At 67.4% G+C, this 17,298-nt stretch carries 13 protein-coding genes; 4 read left to right on the top strand and 9 right to left on the bottom strand.

What is annotated here, in order from left to right:
• Positions 1-36 precede the first annotated feature (36 nt).
• From prpF to prpB, 4 genes are all read right to left on the bottom strand, one after another.
• Positions 37-1,227, bottom strand: coding sequence for a 2-methylaconitate cis-trans isomerase PrpF (gene prpF, locus DIE02_RS14335; protein WP_044845013.1), 1,191 nt, complete (start codon positions 1,225-1,227; stop codon positions 37-39).
• Positions 1,228-1,253: 26 nt separating this feature from the next.
• A complete protein-coding gene (gene acnD, locus DIE02_RS14330; protein WP_124486060.1) occupies positions 1,254-3,848 on the bottom strand; it encodes a Fe/S-dependent 2-methylisocitrate dehydratase AcnD in 2,595 nt (864 codons plus the stop codon).
• A gap of 81 nt (positions 3,849-3,929) precedes the next feature.
• A complete protein-coding gene (gene prpC / locus DIE02_RS14325; protein ID WP_044845011.1) occupies positions 3,930-5,102 on the bottom strand; it encodes a 2-methylcitrate synthase in 1,173 nt (390 codons plus the stop codon).
• 117 nt (positions 5,103-5,219) lie between these two features.
• Entirely contained in the window at positions 5,220-6,113 is an 894-nt protein-coding gene (gene prpB, locus DIE02_RS14320; RefSeq protein WP_044845010.1) for a methylisocitrate lyase, read from the bottom strand.
• Positions 6,114-6,283: 170 nt separating this feature from the next.
• On the opposite strand from prpB, the gene prpR reads away from it, so the two are divergent.
• Complete coding sequence (gene prpR, locus DIE02_RS14315; RefSeq protein WP_124486059.1) at positions 6,284-8,272, top strand: propionate catabolism operon regulatory protein PrpR; 1,989 nt, start codon at positions 6,284-6,286, stop codon at positions 8,270-8,272.
• A gap of 54 nt (positions 8,273-8,326) precedes the next feature.
• Here prpR and DIE02_RS14310 read toward each other — a convergent pair whose 3' ends face one another.
• Positions 8,327-8,980, bottom strand: coding sequence for an ABATE domain-containing protein (locus tag DIE02_RS14310; RefSeq protein ID WP_124486058.1), 654 nt, complete (start codon positions 8,978-8,980; stop codon positions 8,327-8,329).
• A 255-nt stretch (positions 8,981-9,235) separates the two neighbouring features.
• Between DIE02_RS14310 and DIE02_RS14305 the strand changes: the two genes are divergently transcribed.
• Positions 9,236-9,619 (top strand): VOC family protein, encoded by a 384-nt coding sequence (locus DIE02_RS14305; RefSeq protein ID WP_124486057.1) that lies wholly within the window; start codon positions 9,236-9,238, stop codon positions 9,617-9,619.
• Positions 9,620-9,814: 195 nt separating this feature from the next.
• Here the strand turns inward: DIE02_RS14305 and DIE02_RS14300 are convergent, their stop codons facing one another.
• The gene (locus DIE02_RS14300; RefSeq protein ID WP_124486056.1) at positions 9,815-10,663 is read right to left on the bottom strand and encodes an ureidoglycolate lyase; all 849 of its coding nucleotides are present in this window, start codon (positions 10,661-10,663) and stop codon (positions 9,815-9,817) included.
• A gap of 643 nt (positions 10,664-11,306) precedes the next feature.
• Between DIE02_RS14300 and DIE02_RS14290 the strand changes: the two genes are divergently transcribed.
• Positions 11,307-12,131 (top strand): IclR family transcriptional regulator, encoded by an 825-nt coding sequence (locus tag DIE02_RS14290; protein ID WP_185500306.1) that lies wholly within the window; start codon positions 11,307-11,309, stop codon positions 12,129-12,131.
• Positions 12,132-12,379: 248 nt separating this feature from the next.
• On the top strand, positions 12,380-12,931 hold the full coding sequence (locus DIE02_RS14285; protein WP_124486055.1) for a hypothetical protein: 552 nt from the start codon (positions 12,380-12,382) through the stop codon (positions 12,929-12,931).
• A gap of 688 nt (positions 12,932-13,619) precedes the next feature.
• On the opposite strand, the gene DIE02_RS14280 is transcribed toward DIE02_RS14285, so the two are convergent.
• The 3 genes from DIE02_RS14280 to DIE02_RS35975 form a co-directional block, all read right to left on the bottom strand.
• Positions 13,620-16,001, bottom strand: a complete 2,382-nt coding sequence (locus tag DIE02_RS14280) for a GNAT family N-acetyltransferase (protein ID WP_124486054.1) — start codon at positions 15,999-16,001, stop codon at positions 13,620-13,622.
• A gap of 572 nt (positions 16,002-16,573) precedes the next feature.
• Positions 16,574-16,870: an H-NS family nucleoid-associated regulatory protein gene (locus tag DIE02_RS14275; protein ID WP_044845003.1), complete on the bottom strand. Its 297-nt coding sequence runs from the start codon at positions 16,868-16,870 to the stop codon at positions 16,574-16,576.
• Between the two features lie 104 nt (positions 16,871-16,974).
• Positions 16,975-17,259 carry a hypothetical protein gene (locus DIE02_RS35975; RefSeq protein ID WP_235879175.1) on the bottom strand — a complete coding sequence of 95 codons (285 nt, stop codon included), beginning with the start codon at positions 17,257-17,259 and terminating at the stop codon, positions 16,975-16,977.
• Positions 17,260-17,298 lie beyond the last annotated feature (39 nt).

The raw sequence follows: 17,298 nt of genomic DNA, 5'->3' as shown, positions 1-17,298 counted from the left end.
CGCCCTTGCCGGTCGTCGATACGACGCCCGGAACGATCAGAACGCATCCCCCGGCACCCGCACCCAGCCTTCCATCAGCACGCGCGCGCTGCGGCTCATGATCGCCTTCGTGACGGTCCATTCGCCGTTCTCGAGTTGCGCTTCCGCGCCGACGCGCAGCGTGCCCGACGGATGCCCGAAGCGCACCGCATTACGCTCACCGCCGCCCGCCGCAAGGTTGACGAGCGTGCCGGGGATCGCTGCGGCCGTGCCGATCGCGACCGCCGCCGTGCCCATCATCGCGTGGTGCAGCTTGCCCATCGACATCGCCCGCACCAGCAGGTCGACGTCGCCCGCATTCACGCGCTTGCCGCTCGACGCGACATAGTCGGCCGGCTTCGCGACGAACGCGACCTTCGGCGTGTGCTGCCGCGTCGCGATTTCATCGAGCGTATCGATCAGCCCCATGCGCAGCGCGCCGTGCGCGCGGATCGTCTCGAACTTCTCGAGCGCCTTCGGGTCGCCGTTGATCGCGTCCTGCAGCTCCGTGCCCGTATAGCCGATCGCCTCCGCCTCGACGAAGATGGTCGGAATCCCCGCGTTGATCATCGTCGCCTTCAGCGTGCCGATGCCCGGCACGGCGAGGTCGTCGACCAGGTTGCCGGTCGGGAACATCGAGCCGCCCGCGCCCTCTTCGTCGGCGGCCGGGTCCATGAACTCGAGCTGCACTTCGGCGGCCGGGAACGTGACGCCGTCCAGCTCGAAATCGCCCGTCTCCTGCACCGCGCCATTTGTGATCGGCACGTGCGCGACGATCGTCTTGCCGATGTTCGCCTGCCAGATCCGCACGGTCGCGACGCCGTCGCGCGGCACGCGCGACGCATCGACGAGGCCGCCGCTGATCGCGAACGGGCCGACCGCCGCCGACAGGTTGCCGCAATTGCCGGTCCAGTCGACGAACGCGCGGTCGATCGCGACCTGCCCGAACAGGTAGTCGACATCATGCCCCGGCCGCGTGCTCTTCGACACGATCACCGTCTTGCTGGTGGACGACGTCGCGCCGCCCATCCCGTCGATCTGCTTGCCGTACGGATCGGGGCTGCCGATCACGCGCAAGAGCAGCGCGTCGCGCGCGGCGCCCGGCGCCTGCGCGGCGTCCGGCAGGTCCTGCAGCCGGAAGAACACGCCCTTGCTGGTGCCGCCGCGCATGTAGGTCGCGGGAATCCTGATTTGAGGAATGTGAGCCATGTTTGCGTTGTCCCTGTATGACCCGGTCAAGCCGCCTGCGACGATTCGAGGAAGTCCTGCGCGAAACGCTGCAGCACGCCGCCCGCGTCGTAGATCGACACTTCCTCGGCCGTATCGAGCCGGCACGTCACCGGCACTTCCACGCGCTCGCCGTTCTTGCGGTGAATCACCAGCGTGAGATCGGCACGCGGCGTACGCTCGCCGATCACGTCGAAGGTCTCGGTGCCGTCGATGCCGAGCGTCGTGCGGTTCGTGCCCGGCTTGAACTCGAGCGGCAGCACGCCCATCCCGATCAGGTTCGTGCGGTGGATCCGCTCGAAGCCTTCGGCGACGATCGCCTCGACGCCCGCGAGCCGCACGCCCTTCGCGGCCCAGTCGCGCGACGAGCCCTGGCCGTAGTCGGCGCCCGCGATCACGATCAGCGGCTGCTTGCGATTCATGTACGTCTCGATCGCTTCCCACATCCGCATGACCTTGCCTTCCGGCTCGACGCGAGCGAGCGAGCCCTTCTTCACCGCGCCGTCGACGACCGCCATCTCGTTGATCAGCGTCGGGTTCGCGAAGGTCGCGCGCTGCGCGGTCAGGTGGTCTCCCCGGTGCGTCGCGTACGAGTTGAAGTCTTCTTCGGGCAGGCCCATCTTCGCGAGGTATTCGCCGGCCGCGCTGTTCGCGAGGATCGCGTTCGACGGCGACAGGTGGTCGGTCGTGATGTTGTCGCCGAGCACTGCGAGCGGGCGCATGCCCTTGAGCGTGCGCTCGCCGGCCAGCGCGCCTTCCCAATACGGCGGGCGGCGGATGTACGTGCTCTGCGCGCGCCAGTCGTACAGCGGCGCCGCGCGCTCGCCCGCATCGGCCGCGCGCGCGAACATCGGTTCGTAGACCTTGCGGAATTGCTCGGGCTTCACGCTCGATGCGACGATCGCGTCGATCTCCTCGTCGGTCGGCCAGATGTCCTTCAGCGTGACGGGCTTGCCGTCCTGGTCGTGGCCCAGCACGTCCTTCTCGATGTCGAACCGGATCGTGCCGGCGATCGCATACGCGACGACGAGCGGCGGCGACGCGAGGAACGCCTGCTTCGCATACGGGTGAATACGCCCGTCGAAGTTGCGGTTGCCCGACAGCACGGCCGTCGCGTACAGGTCGCGCTCGACGATCTCCTGCTGGATCTTCGGATCGAGCGCGCCCGACATCCCGTTGCAGGTCGTGCACGCGAACGCGACGATGCCGAAGCCGAGCTTCTCGAGCTCCGGCAGCAGGTTCGCTTCTTCCAGATACAGCTCGACCGCCTTCGAGCCCGGCGCGAGCGAGCTCTTCACCCACGGCTTGCGCGTGAGGCCGCGCGCGTTCGCGTTGCGCGCGAGCAAGGCGGCTGCGATCACATTGCGCGGGTTGCTGGTGTTCGTGCAGCTCGTGATCGCAGCGATGATCACCGCGCCGTCAGGCATCTCGCCCGCCTTCTCTTCCCACTGGCCGGCGATCCCGCGCGCGGCGAGGTCGGACGTCGGCAGTCGCTTGTGCGGGTTCGACGGGCCGGCCATGTTGCGCACGACGCTCGACAGGTCGAACGTCAGCGTGCGCTCGTACTGCGCATCGTTCAGCGTATCGGCCCACAGGCCCGCCGCCTTCGCGTAGGTCTCGACCAGCTTCACCTGCTCGTCGCTGCGGCCGGTGAGGCGCAGGTAGTCGGTCGTCTGGCCGTCGATGAAGAACATCGCGGCCGTCGCGCCATATTCGGGCGCCATGTTCGAGATCGTCGCGCGATCGCCGAGCGTGAGGCTCGCGGCGCCTTCGCCGCGGAATTCCAGATACGCGCCGACCACCTTTTCCTTGCGCAGGAACTCGGTCAGCGCGAGCACCACGTCGGTTGCCGTGATGCCGGGCTGGCGCTTGCCGGTCAGCTCGACGCCGACGATGTCGGGCAGGCGCATCCACGATGCGCGGCCCAGCATCACGTTCTCCGCCTCCAGGCCGCCCACGCCGATCGCGATCACGCCGAGCGCGTCGACGTGCGGCGTGTGGCTGTCGGTGCCGACGCAGGTGTCCGGGAACGCGACGCCGTCCTGCGCCTGGATCACCGGCGACATCTTCTCGAGGTTGATCTGGTGCATGATGCCGTTGCCCGGCGGGATCACGTCGACGTTCTCGAACGACCGCTTGGTCCATTCGATGAAGTGGAAGCGATCCTCGTTGCGGCGATCCTCGATCGCGCGGTTCTTCGCGAACGCGTCCGGATCGAAGCCGCCGCACTCGACGGCGAGCGAGTGGTCGACGATCAGCTGCACGGGCACGACCGGGTTCACCTTGGCCGGGTCGCCGCCGCGCTCGGCGATCGCGTCGCGCAGGCCCGCGAGGTCGACGAGCGCCGTCTGGCCGAGGATGTCGTGGCACACCACGCGCGCCGGGAACCACGGGAAGTCGCGTTCGCGCTTGCGCTCGATGATCTGCTTCAGCGAATCGGCGAGGATCGCCGGATCGCAGCGGCGCACGAGGTTTTCGGCGAGCACGCGCGACGTGTACGGCAGCGTGTCGTACGCACCGGGTGCGATCGCTTCGACCGCGGCACGCGCGTCGAAGTAGTCCAGCGACGTGCTGGGCAGGGGTTTGCGGTTGGCGGTATTCATGATGTGGGGCGGAATTCGGGGTAAGACGTTGCGCGCGCGCCGGCGGCCCGCATCACGGGCGCCGGCGCGCGCGGCCGAAGATCAGCGCTTCTCGATCGGCACGAACTGCAGGTCTTCCGGACCCGTGTAGTTCGCGCTCGGGCGGATGATCTTGTTGTCGACGCGCTGCTCGATGATGTGCGCGCTCCAGCCGGACGTGCGCGAGATCACGAACAGCGGCGTGAACATCGCGGTCGGCACGCCCATCATGTGATACGACACCGCGCTGAACCAGTCGAGGTTCGGGAACATCTTCTTCGCGTCCCACATCACCGATTCCAGGCGCTCGGCGATGCTGTACAGCTTCAGGTCGCCCGCTTCCTTCGACAGCTTGTGCGCGACGCCCTTGATCACCTTGTTGCGCGGATCGGAGATCGTGTAGACCGGGTGGCCGAAGCCGATCACGACTTCCTTGTTCTCGACGCGGCGGCGGATGTCGGCTTCGGCGTCGTCCGGCGAGCTGTAGCGGCTCTGGATTTCGTACGCGACTTCGTTCGCGCCACCGTGCTTCGGCCCGCGCAGCGCGCCGATCGCGCCGGTGATCGCCGAATAGATGTCCGAGCCCGTGCCCGCGATCACGCGGCCGGTGAACGTCGACGCGTTGAACTCGTGCTCCGCGTACAGGATCAGCGACGTGTGCATCGCGTCGACCCACGACTTCGACGGCGTCTTGCCGTGCAGCAGGTGCAGGAAGTGGCCGCCGATCGAGTCGTCGTCGGTTTCCGTCTCGATGCGCTTGCCGTTGTGCGAGAAGTGATACCAGTAAAGCAGCATCGAGCCGAGCGACGCCATCAGGCGGTCGGCGATGTCGCGCGCGCCCGGCAGGTTGTGATCGTCCTTCTCCGGCAGCACGGTGCCGAGCACCGACACGCCGGTGCGCATCACGTCCATCGGATGAGCCGACGCCGGGATCTGCTCGAGCGCGGCCTTCAGCGCGCTCGGCAGGCCGCGCAGCGCGCGCAGCTTGGTCTTGTATGCGGCGAGTTCGGTCAGGTTCGGCAGCGTGCCGTGCACGAGCAGGTGCGCGATTTCCTCGAATTCGCACGATTCGGCGACGTCGAGAATGTCGTAGCCGCGATAGTGCAGGTCGTTGCCGGTCTTGCCGACCGTGCACAGCGCCGTGTTGCCGGCCGTCACGCCCGACAGCGCCACCGACTTCTTCGGCTTGAATGCGCCTGCGGCGGCCGGTGCTGCTGCGTCTTTCGTCTCGCTCATGTTTCCGTTCTCCAATGGGTATCTGGGGTGTCACGTCGGCCGGGCGCGGCGCTCGTGCGCGCGGCCCGACTTCATGCAAAAGCGTTCCGGGAACCATGTCCCGGCGCGCGGGTCGCGTTACTTCTTGCCCTGCGCGAACAGTTCGTCGAGCTTCTGCTCGTACGCGTGATAGCCGAGGAAGTCGTACAGCTCGGCGCGGGTCTGCATGGTCGGCACCGCCGCCTTCTGCGTGCCGTCGCGGCGCAGCGTCTCGTAGAAATTCAGCGCGGCCTTGTTCATCGCGCGATACGCGCCGCAGCAGTACAGCGCGATGTCGACGTTCGCCTCGCGCAGCTCGTCGAGCGTGAACAGCGGCGTCGAGCCGAACTCGGTCAGGTTCGCGAGGATCGGCACCTTCACCGCGGCCTTGAAGCGGCGATAGTCGTCGAGCGTCTTCATCGCTTCCGGGAAGATCATGTCCGCGCCGGCTTCCACGTAGGCGATCGCGCGCTCGATCGCGGCGTCGATCCCTTCTGCAGCGGCCGCGTCGGTGCGGGCCATGATCACGAACTGGTCGTCGGTGCGCGCGTCGACCGCGGCCTTCACGCGATCGACCATTTCGTCGGTCGGCACGACTTCCTTGCCCGGACGGTGGCCGCAACGCTTCTGGCCGACCTGGTCCTCGAGGTGCACGGCCGCGACACCGGCCTTGATGAACGAACGGACCGTGCGCGCGATGTTGAACGCGCCGCCCCAGCCCGTATCGATGTCGACGAGCAGCGGCAGGTCGGTCGCGTTGGTGATCCGGTTCGCGTCGATGAGCACGTCTTCCATCGTGCTGATGCCGAGATCGGGAATGCCGAGCGAATTCGCGGCGACGCCGCCGCCCGACAGGTACACGGCCTTGAAGCCGACGGCCTGCGCCATCTTGGCTGCGTACGCGGTGATCGCGCCGACCACCTGCAGCGGCTGCTCGGCCGCGACTGCCGCGCGGAATTTCGCGCCGGCGCTCTGAAGATGCGTGTTGCTCATGAACGGCCTCCTGAAGGAATGACCATGAACAGCAAGGACCGGGCCAGCTCGTGAATCGGGGCTAACCCACTGATTCTTAAGCAACCGGCACGGGCGAGGCAGCGCCCGATGATTTCATTTCAGCAATTTCATGTTTCAAAAATGAAATCGCGCGCGCATAATCGGTCGCCATGGACCTCTCCTCGACCAAGCCCGTCGGCCCGGCCGACCGCACGGCGCGTCCGCGCATCTGGGCGATGGGCATCAGCCGCCTGCGCGACCTGTTTCGCGAGATCGCCGGCGAATTCGACGAACGCGCCGACGTGCGCATCGTCACGCGCGCGTACGAAGACGCATTGAGCGCGATCGCGGAGGCCGGCACCGCGCGCCCCGACGTGATCGTCGCGGCCGGCTCGAACGGCGGCTTCCTGAAAACGCGTGCGCAGGTGCCGGTCGTGGTCGTGTCGCCGACCGGCTTCGACGTGATGCAGGCGCTCGCGCGCGCGCGGCGCGACGCGTCGCGGATCGCGCTCGTCAGCGCCGGCGAGACGCCGCCCGAAGTGCGCCGCTTCGTCGCCGCCTACGGCCTCGACGTGCAGTTTGCGTCATATCAGTCCGCGCAGGAAGCGGAAGCCTGCGTGCACGACCTGCACGACCGCGGCATCGAGACGATCGTCGGCCCCGGCCTCGTCACCGATCTCGCGGCTAGCGCCGGCATGGGCGCGGTGTTCCTGTATTCGCACGCGTCGGTGCGCAAGGCGGTCGAGACGGCGCTCGAGGTCGCGTACGCGACGCACGCCGAGGCGTTTCGCCGCCAGCGGCTCGACAACCTGCTGCAGCACCTGCGCGACGGCGTGGTCGCGCTCGACGCGCGCGGCCGCGTCGAAGCCATCAACGAGCGGCTCGCGTCGGCGCTCGGGGTCGAACCCGCGGCGGCCGTCGGCCGCGCGCTCGTCGACCTGCGCCCCGAACTGCGCACGCTGCGCGGCGAGGACGGCGACGCGCTCGCGACCGTGCGCGGCGTGCGCTACGTCGTGCATCGCGGGCCGCTCGTCGATCGCGGCGTCACGTCGGGCAGCGTGCTGACGTTCCAGGAATCGCGCGCGGTCGAACGGCTCGACCGCGCGCTGCGTTCGCAGCCGAACACGCAGCAGTTCGCGGCGCGCTACACGCTCGACGACGTGGTCGGCGCGTCCGCGCCGATGGCGCGCGTGCGCGATCTCGTGCGCCGCTACGCGAAATCCGATGCGACCGTGCTCGTGCTCGGCGAAAGCGGCACCGGCAAGGAAATGATCGCGCAGAGCCTGCACGCGCTGTCGGTGCGGCGCAGCTATCCGTTCGTCGCGATCAACTGCGGCGCGTTTCCGGAGGCGCTGCTCGAGAGCGAGCTGTTCGGTTACGAGGAAGGCGCGTTCACCGGCGCGCGGCGCGGCGGCAAGACCGGGCTGTTCGAGGCCGCGCACCGCGGCACGCTGTTTCTCGACGAGATCGGCGAGATGCCGCCGTCGCTGCAAAGCCGGCTGCTGCGCGTGCTGCAGGAGCGCGAGGTGATCCGTCTCGGCTCGACCGAGCCGATCCGCATCGACGTGCGCGTGATCGCCGCGACGCACCGGCCGCTGCTCGCGGCCGTCGAGGCCGGCACGTTCCGCGCGGACCTGTATTACCGGCTCAACATCCTGAACGTCGGCCTGCCGCCGCTGCGCGAGCGCGCCGCCGACATTCCGGCGCTCGCGGCCACGCTGCTCGTGCAGGCCGCGCGACGCGAGCCGCGGCTGGCCGAACGCGTGCGCGAGGCCGACGATGCGATGCGCGTGCTCGGCGCGACGCAGGCGACGCTCGCGCGCTACCGCTGGCCCGGCAACGTGCGGGAACTGCAGAACGTGGTCGAGCGGATCGCGGTGGAACTGGCCGAGGAGGTCGACGAGAACGATCCGGGTGCGGCATGCGCGGCACTCGCGCCCGATGCGTTGCAGGCGATCGCACCCGAGCTGTTCGCGGCGCCGCCCGATGCGGCCGATGCCGACGACGCCGACGCGCAGACGCTCCACGCGCGCCGCCGTCGCGCGGAAGCCGACGAGATCCGCGCGGTGCTCGATGCGTGCGGCGGCGATCGCGATCGCGCGTGCGCGATGCTCGGCATCAGCAAGACGACGCTGTGGCGGAAGCTGTCGGCGAAATAGGTTCGGGCGGGATGGGCGCGATCGACGCGTGACGTACCGGGACGCGCGCCGCCGTCAATCGGCCTTGTGATAGTGGCGGTACGCCTTCGCGCGATTGCCGCAGGACGACATCGAGCACCAGCGGCGGCTGCCGTTCTTGCTGTCGTCGATGAACAGCCACTGGCATGCGTCGTTCGCGCAGCGCTTGACCTTCGCGAGGCGCGCACCGCCCAGCAGGTCGGTCGCCGACCACAGCACCGGGCTCAGCAGCCCCGCGAGCGTCGCGCCCGCTGCCCCGATCCGCCACGCATAGCCGCCGTCGATCCGCGCGAGCGCGACGCGCGGCGCCGCTTCCGCCAGAAAACCGCCCAGCAGCGCGAGATCGTCGGCTTGCGGCTCGCGCCGCTCGGCCTGCGCGTGAAAGAGCCGGTACAACGCCTCGCGCAGCGCGAGCGCGCGCGTCAGCATCGCCGGCGCGTCCTCCTTCTCGTTCTCTTGTGCTCGTGCGCGACACGCGTCGGCCAGGCCGGCCGGCACGCCAGCCTGCTCGCGGCACCACGTGAACAGGTCGTCCAGCGTGCCGAAGGTTTCGGTCGGCACGTCGGCGCCACGCCAGTACAGCGTGTTCGCGAAATCGATGCTCAGCGTTTCGGACGGCGCCGGAACCAGGCAGTCCGTCGTGACGGAAGGTTGCGTTTTGCTCATGACGCGATCGTATCTAACCACCATGCCGGTTGACAAGCATCCGGACGCTTCCTAACATAACCAGCATGGTGGTTAAAAACGGGTTTGCTGCTGTGATGTCCCCTCTTTAGTTCAAGGAGCCACAGATGATCGATCGTTTTTCGCACGACGTTGTCCACACCGGCCGCAGCCGCGCATTCCACGACAGCATGCTCGGCGCGCTTCGTCACAAGCGGATGGCCTGGTGGTTGTAAACAGGTTTGCTGCACTGATGCCCCCCTTCAGTTCAAGGAGCCACAGATGATCGATCACCTTTCGTTCGGCGTTGCCCACATCGACCGCAGCCGCGCGTTCTACGACAGCACGCTCGGCGCGCTCGGCTACAAGCGGCTGTACAGCGACGACGGATCCCTCGGCTACGGCACCAGCGAACCGGTGCTGTGGTTGCAGCACGCGGCACGTCCGGTCGTCGCCGATCCCGATTCAGGGTTGCACCTGTCGTTTCGCGCGGCGTCGCCGGTGGAAGTCGATGCGTTCTACCGCGCCGCGCTGCAGCACGGCGGACAGGACAACGGCGGGCCGGGCAAACGCGAGCACTACGGCCCCGGCTATTACGCGGCGTTCGTCATCGATCCCGACGGGTATCGCCTCGAAGCCCATTGCGAGCTGGGCAACGTCGTCTGATCCGCCGAGTCCCAACGCGGATGAACGACAAGGGCCCGGTTCCGCGTCATGCGGAACCGGGCCCTTGTCTTTGTTGCATCGGGGTCGGCGTTCGACTCGCGTCGGTCGCCGCCGGCGATCCGGCGACGGGTCCGGCAGCGCTGGCGGATAGCCAGCCGGTTACGTCCGCCAGCCTCGCCCGCGCCGCGCGAGCGCTCACTGCGCGTTGCGCGTGCCCTGCAACTGCTCGCCGAGCCCCGCGATCCCGAGGCGCACCGTCTGACCGGCCTTCAGGAACACCGGCGACGGCTTGATGCCCATCCCGACGCCCGGCGGCGTACCGGTCGTGATCACGTCGCCCGGTTGCAGCGTCATGCAGGTCGACAGGTAGGCGATCAGTTGCGCGACGGTGAACACCATCGTGCGCGTGTTGCCGTTCTGATAGCGGTGGCCGTCGATCTCGAGCCACAGGTCGAGGCGCTGCGGATCGGGCACCTCGTCGCGCGTGACGAGCCACGGGCCGATCGGGCCGAACGTGTCGAAGCCCTTGCCCTTGTCCCACTGGCCGCCGCGCTCGATCTGCCACTCGCGCTCGGACACGTCGTTGACGACGCAGTAGCCGGCGACGTAATCCAGCGCGCGCGCTTCGTCGACGTCCTTGCACGTCGCGCCGATCACGACGCCCAGTTCGACTTCCCAGTCCGTCTTCACGGAGCCCTTCGGGATGTCGATGCCGTCGTTCGGGCCGCAGATCGAACTGGTCCACTTGCCGAACACCACGGGTTCCTTCGGCACCGGCATGCCGGCTTCGGCTGCGTGATCGGCATAGTTGAGACCAATGCCGATGAACTTGCCGACGCGCCCGACGCAGGCGCCGATGCGCGGCTCGCCGGAGACGAGCGGCAGCGTGGCCGGGTCGATCGCGCGCAGGCGCGCGAGACCGGCGTCGGACAGCGCGTCGCCGGCAAGATCCGGCACGTGCGCGGACAGGTCGCGAATCCGGCCGTCCGCGTCGAGAATACCGGGGTTTTCCTGGCCCGACGGGCCATAGCGAAGCAGTTTCATCGTGCTCAACCTCTGTTGTCGAATGTGACAGGATACCGGCCGACGCGGCCGCTGACGGCCACGGCCGGACTGAATGCCGATCGTCGATGACGCGCGTCGGCCCCCGAATCCGGCAGGCCAATCGACACGCGAGGCTCGCGCAGGCGCAGCGATCGCGGCGCGCACCGGGTGCGACGCGCATCGAACGGGCGGCCGCCGGTCTGCGCATCGGCGACGACGGCCCGGCCTCCGCGCCATGTGCCGGTCGGCTTCACGCGCGGCCGCACCGTCGCTGGCCCGCCGCTCTTTGTACCATCGGCGGCCCGCCGTGAAATGGCGCGCGACGGATACCGACTATTGGTGCGCCTGCGGAGATTGCACAGCAGCATCGGGGCCGCCGAACCATCCGGCTTTACGCCCAATGCCGCGGTCCTTCGATACCGAAAGATGAATGTCGAATATTTCTTACGACCCTGTCATCGGGAACGGCACGTGATCCGTTCTTGCTGGACAACGATCGGCAAAAAGACGCCGCATTGCACACTGAACGTTTATTGTCAGGCTCGTCCGGACGGCAGTCACATCCGCATGCGGCTTCGCGAATCTGCGTGCAAACCGGCCAGCGTGCGTCGCCAACCGATTGGCCATTCCCGGACTTCCTACCATGACGCAAACGACCAATAACCCGCTCCCCGGCAGCGACGCACGGGCGTCGATGGGCGCAGCCGACCGCTATCGCGCACCCGCCCTCGACAAAGGGCTCGACATTCTCGAACTCCTGTCGGAACAAAAGGAAGGGCTCACCCGCACCGAAATCACGAAGGAGCTCGGCCGCAACGCGAGCGAGATCTACCGGATGCTCGAACGTCTCGTCGCGCGCCGCTACGTGATGCGCTCGAGCGGCGGCGACCGTTACACGCTCAGCCTGAAACTGTTCGCGCTCGCGCACCGCCATCCGCCGATGAACCGGCTGATCGCCGAGGCCTTGCCGCTGATGCAGCGCTTCGCCGATGCGGCCGAACAGTCGTGCCATCTGACCGTCTACGATCGCGGCAACCTGCTCGTGATCGCACAGGTGGACGGCCCCGGCCCGTGGGGCGTGTCGGTGCGGCTCGGCTCGCGCGTCGGGCTTGCCGATACGGCGTCGGGACGCGTGATGCTGTCGTTCCAGGGTACCGAGCAGCGCGCGCACATGCTGGTCGAGCATCGCAAGGTCAAGGGTGAAACGCCGATGAACGAGCAGGAACTCGCGCACGCGTGCCAGTCCATTCGCCAGTCCGGCTACGTGCGCCAGGACAGCCGCCAGGCATACGGCGTCACCGACCTGAGCGCGCCGATCCTCGGCCCGGCCGGCCATGCGATCGCGGTGCTGACCTGCCCATACATGCGCCGGATCGACGCGCACATGGCGCCGTCCGTGGAGGTGGTCGTCGCAAGGCTGCGCGATACGGCAGGCCAGTTGTCGATGTGCCGCGCGGAGACTTGCTGATTGTTGTCGAGCGGGCGACCGGGTTGAAATTGGTCGGGCGAGCGGGCGGGCGCGGCGGGCGGTCGTTCGGTCAGCGGGTCGGGCAGGCCGGTGCGACGCCGCCCACGCGGTATGCGATGTGCGCCGGTCGCGCAGGCGTTCGTACCGGCATTCCGCAGACCGTTTCCGGATGCGCGGACGCCGCGCTACGCTAGAATAGCGGCCCTCTCAAAAACTACGGCGGCCGGCTGTCGCGGCCGTCGTATCCGATGGATGTCATGGCCAAACTTCTGAACGATCAAGAATTCCAGCGTTTCTCCGAACTTCAGCAGAAGCAGGCGAGCTTCACGATCACGTCCGAGGAAGCGGACGAGCTGCGCGACATCGTCGCGCGCGCGCAGAAGAAGCGCGACGATCGCGCCGCAGCGATGCGGGCGATCGAGAACTACATCGAGCAGTTCGACATCACGCCCGACGAACTCTTTTCGCCCGAGCAGATCGGCGACGCCGCACGTACCTACGGCCTCATCACGGCCACCAAGAAGGAACGCACGCTGCCGCCGTCGATCACGTTCAACGGCAAGCCGTACCAATGGACCAAGACGCTTCCGGACGACGTGCGCGGCGCGCTGTTCGATGCATTCACGTCCGGCGAATCGGTCAAGCGCTTCATCGCGATGCCGAAGGACATCGCGCGTTGCGCGCTGACGATCGCCCGCCTCGAGCGCGAAACCGGCGGCATCTATGCCGACGCGCACCTCGAAGAACTCGCGATTTCGCGTGAGCAGGTGAACGACGCGGCATCGAAACTCGCTGCATAAACGCTGCCGCGGGCACGGTTCATGCGTGCCCGCACCGGTGCGGACGCCGGCAACAGCCGGCGCCGCGCCAGCCGGAGCACTGCGTTCGCAAGCTCCCGAAAAGTCTCACCGAAGCGTCCCGTAAACGCTCACCCAGACATCCCGGAAAAGCTCACCTGAAGCCCCCGGAGATGCTCACCAACCCCTTCCCGAACGTTCTCACCGACGCCTCCCGGAGATGCTCACCGGGCCCTCCCGGAAAGGCTCACCAGGGCTTCCCGCAAGGGCTCACCGGCAGATCCCCGGAAAGGCTCACCGAGCGCTCCCGTATCGGCTCACTCGACAGCTCCCGGAAAAGCTCACTCGTGGCTCCCGAAAAGTCTCACCTTTGCTCTGTTTCCGATCCTGCGCATGCGAAATGCCGGCGTTCATGCGCTCGACCATGACACCCCGGAACCGGTGATACGCGGAGGTCATCGGCACAAGCAACGCGCCCGCCGCGGATGCCGTGACTCGACGCGTTCGCCGTTTCCCGCCGGTCACCGAGCGACTGTCGTACCGATCCGCGCAATCGAGCGAACCAGTCGAACGATCGGCATGCCGAACGTCGACGAATTCGCTCGGCAGTGCCTGTACACCATCGACATCATGCATGCCGTACCGACTCTGCACGATGCCGCCGGACGTGCGAGCATGCTCACCCACGCGATTACGGTTGCAGCTTCATCCTGAACCCCACCACGCCGGGTTCCTCCGTCGTCGACACGGCGAAGCCGCACGCCTTCGCCAGCGAGATCATCGCGGTGTTCTCGCGCAGCGCCTCGCCGATCATCCATCCGGTGCCGCGCGAGCGTGCATAGTCGATGATGCGGGTCATCATCAGCCGCCCGAGCCCCTTGCCCTTCTGATCGGGCCGCACGGCGATCGCGAACTCCGCCGTCTCGTTGTCGGGATCGGTAACCGCACGCGCCACCGCGAGCGTGTGCGACCGGCCCGACACGTCGGTGAACGACACGATGAAAGCCATCTCGCGGTCGTAGTCGATCTGCGTCATGCGCGCGACTTGCGAATGATCGAAGCTGCGCACCGCGCCGAAGAACCGCATCCGCAGATCGTCCGGCGTCATCGCGCCGAGCAGTTCGTTGTGTGCTTCCTCGTCTTCCGGACGGATCGGACGGATCGTCACGGTCTCGCCGCGCCATTCGAGCGTCTGCTCGAGATGGCGCGGATACGGCATGATCGCGAGCCGGCTGCGCCCGGCCGCCACCGTGATGCGCGGCGCGACCACGTATGCCCGATCGGACAGCACGCGCAGCGTGACCGACATCGCGACGACTTCGCGCACGTCGCAAACGACTTGCGACAGTGCCGTCAGCGCATCGAGCGTGGGTTCGACGGGCGTGCGGCGCGCATATGGCGAACGCTCCATCACCGCGCGGGCGAGCACCGTATTCAACGGCGGCAGCCCGTACACGACGAACGGCGCCGATACGCCATCCGCCGGCGGCACGGCATAACGGAACACCGGGCCGAAGTTCGAATCGTCGTACATGTCGACCGTGACGTCGACGATTCTGGCGCCGGCCGATTCGTCGGCCGATTCGTCGGCCGGTGAATCGGCCGGCTCGCCGTGCAGGCCGAAGTGGGAGAGCCAATGCAACGCCGCTTCGCCGGCCAGTTCATGCTCGCCGGCCTCGACCATCCGTCGCGCCTCGGCCTGCGCGGACGCAACGCATTCAGCCGGCTGCGGCGGCGTGCCCTCGGGCGTCTGCATCAGCAACTGCCGCCCGAGGTTGTAGTCGACGAGCCGTGCGTATGCGCGCGCAAGCCGCTGCGGCGTGGTGTGCACGGGAATGCCGTTCGCGTGCAGCGCGTCGCGCGTCGCCGCGTCGACCGCGCCGAAGAAACACGCGAGGATGCCGCGGTACGCGTACTGCCGCGACTCGATCAGCGTACGCGCGACCGCGTCGGCCGGCGCGCTGTGAGACGTCGAATGCACGACGAACAGCGTGCCCGTTTGCGGAAACGGCGCGAGCGCCTTGATGGCGGCGCCGAAATGTTCGGGACGCGCATCGTCGCCGAGCGTCAGCGGATTGCCGGGCGCGGCCAGATGCGGCAGCGCGGCCGCGACCGCCGACGTGGCCGCCGCGGGCCAGTCGGCCAGCACGTCGCGCACCTCCGCGACCGCATCGACCGCGAGTTTCGCGACGCCTGCGTCGCTCGTCACGAGCGTCGCCGCGCCACGCGCGGTGACGCGCCCGACGCCGAGCGTCTCGATCTCGTCGAGCAGATCGTCGAGCGCATCGACACGCACCAACCCCGCGCGCTGGAACGCCGCCGTGTAAAGCGCGTCGCCGGGATCGGCGCGCCCGGTGCGCAGCGCGAGCACCGGCTTGTTGCGCGCCGCTGCCCGCGCAGCCGACATGAACTTGCGCGCGGCGCACACGGTGTCGAGTTCCAGCAGGATCGCGCGCGTGCCGGGATCGCTGGCGAGGTAGTCGAGCACGTCGCCCGCGTCGACGTCGGCTTCACGGCCCAGCGCGACGACATGCGAAAAACCGAGGCCTCGCGCATCGGCCCAGCCGAGTACCGCGTTCGTCAGCGCGTTCGATTGCGACACCCACGCGACGCCGCCCGATCGTGCCGTATAGGCCGGCGCGCCGAAATGCGCATGCCGCGCGGGCGACAGCACGCCGAGACTGCCGGGCCCGACGATTCGGAGCACGAATGGCTTCGCGGCCTTGAGCGTGCGATCGAGCGCGGCGCGATCGGCGTCGGTGCGCGCCTCGCCGACGATCACCGCGACGCGCGTGCCGATCTCGCCGAGCTTGCGCACGATGCCGGCCCACGTGACAGGCGGCGTGCAGATCACGGCGACCGACGGCGGCGCTGGCAGCCGGTCGACGTCGGCCACGACCGAGTGCCCGTTCAGCTCGCGATGCTTCGGATTGACGGGCCACACGGGCCCCTCGAACGCACCGTCGAGCACGCGCGCCCACACCATCGCGCCGATACTGCCCGCGCGCGACGATGCACCGACGACCGCGACGGACCTGGGCTGGAACAAGGCATCGAGATGGCGGACGGTCACATCGGCTCCATACGGTAACGAAAGACGACCCGACCGGCACACGGGCACGGATGGCCGTGCACCGGTCGACGCGAACTCCAAGCATAGGCGAACCCGATGCGGCTGCCTATATGCCGAACGGCCGACTGTGCGACGCGCATCAATGCCCGCAACATGGGCCGGTCGCCGACGCCTTCGCACGACGCAATGGGCGAAGGCGACACGATGCGGTCATTCGGCCGTCACTTCAAAGGTGAGGATTTACAGGAACCATGGTGAGCAAGTTCGGGAATTGCACGGCGCAATGCGCCAATGCGCGAGAGGTGAAGGCAATCGGCGATACATCAGCACCGCGGCGATCGACAACACCAATGCACGCATGCCGCGTAATTGCAGGGTTGTTTACCGGAATTCGCGGCGATATCCGGTCGAATCGCGGTGAATTCGCAAAACGGGATCCGTCAATCGCGCGGCATTGGCGTTCAATTCGCGGTTTCAAGTCGTGCTGTCGCCACCCAAAAACAAAACGGTGCGACGGCCGCATGGCCGTTCGCACCGTCAGTCAGCGCACGAAAGGTGAGGATTTTCGGGAGTCAGTCCTTGATCAGGAAACGCGCGCGGTTCTTGCCGAGCCATGCCGGCGCACGCCCGCGGCCACTCCACGTTTCGCCCGTCTTCGGATTCAGGTACTTCGGCGGCAACGGACGCTTCGGTTTCGCGGCGGCAGCAGTGCCGATCGGCCGGAAACCGAGCTCTTCCGCGGTAATGTCGAACTCCTCGATTTTCGCCCGAATGGCGGCAATCGCATCGGCAATCGCCTTTTCGCGTTCCTTGTCGATCTTTTGCTGAAGTCTTTCGAGCTGCGCTGTCAGTTGCCTGTAGGTCGCCATATTGGATGGGACTCCGTGAGTGTTATTCATGAAAAATAGCCGACTCCAAGCGAATGGAAAAGCGCTTCACCCGATTATGGTCTCCTTATCCAGGCATATCAGGATCAATAGCCGCTTTTCCTCTTGCATGCGAAGAGAAGATTTCGCACGGCGTCATCGGTCGATTGCTGGAGGACGTCGTATTCCCCATTGCAGATGGCGCGGGCATTGTCCGTGCAATTGCTCCAGTCGCTGCCGGTGCACTGCACCTGCGTAGTCGGGCGCCCGTCAGAAGTGAACAGCGGCGCCCCACCGCCGCAGCCGCCGAGCCCCGCAACCAGGGCCAACAATCCGGCCCGACGCCAATGCGTTCGAGGCCACCGACAGACCGACGCAAGCATGTGATTCATTGTTCTTTCCGTCAACCGATTTTTGAATGCCGCGAGTAT

It is taken from the genome of Burkholderia sp. Bp8991, assembly GCF_003853795.1.
Taxonomy (GTDB): Bacteria; Pseudomonadota; Gammaproteobacteria; order Burkholderiales; family Burkholderiaceae; genus Burkholderia.
The sequence above is the reverse complement of the archived record's forward strand: the minus strand, read 5'-3'. Positions and strand labels throughout refer to the sequence as shown.

Bases quoted from the DNA above. Each gene is read 5' to 3' on its own strand.
- prpF (WP_044845013.1), bottom strand. From the start codon at position 1,227: ATGGCTCACATTCCTCAAATCAGGATTCCCGCGACCTACATGCGCGGC.
- acnD (WP_124486060.1), bottom strand. From the start codon at position 3,848: ATGAATACCGCCAACCGCAAACCCCTGCCCAGCACGTCGCTGGACTAC.
- prpC (WP_044845011.1), bottom strand. From the start codon at position 5,102: ATGAGCGAGACGAAAGACGCAGCAGCACCGGCCGCCGCAGGCGCATTC.
- prpB (WP_044845010.1), bottom strand. From the start codon at position 6,113: ATGAGCAACACGCATCTTCAGAGCGCCGGCGCGAAATTCCGCGCGGCA.
- prpR (WP_124486059.1), top strand. From the start codon at position 6,284: ATGGACCTCTCCTCGACCAAGCCCGTCGGCCCGGCCGACCGCACGGCG.
- DIE02_RS14310 (WP_124486058.1), bottom strand. From the start codon at position 8,980: ATGGTGGTTAGATACGATCGCGTCATGAGCAAAACGCAACCTTCCGTC.
- DIE02_RS14305 (WP_124486057.1), top strand. From the start codon at position 9,236: ATGATCGATCACCTTTCGTTCGGCGTTGCCCACATCGACCGCAGCCGC.
- DIE02_RS14300 (WP_124486056.1), bottom strand. From the start codon at position 10,663: ATGAAACTGCTTCGCTATGGCCCGTCGGGCCAGGAAAACCCCGGTATT.
- DIE02_RS14290 (WP_185500306.1), top strand. From the start codon at position 11,307: ATGACGCAAACGACCAATAACCCGCTCCCCGGCAGCGACGCACGGGCG.
- DIE02_RS14285 (WP_124486055.1), top strand. From the start codon at position 12,380: ATGGATGTCATGGCCAAACTTCTGAACGATCAAGAATTCCAGCGTTTC.
- DIE02_RS14275 (WP_044845003.1), bottom strand. From the start codon at position 16,870: ATGGCGACCTACAGGCAACTGACAGCGCAGCTCGAAAGACTTCAGCAA.
- DIE02_RS35975 (WP_235879175.1), bottom strand. From the start codon at position 17,259: ATGAATCACATGCTTGCGTCGGTCTGTCGGTGGCCTCGAACGCATTGG.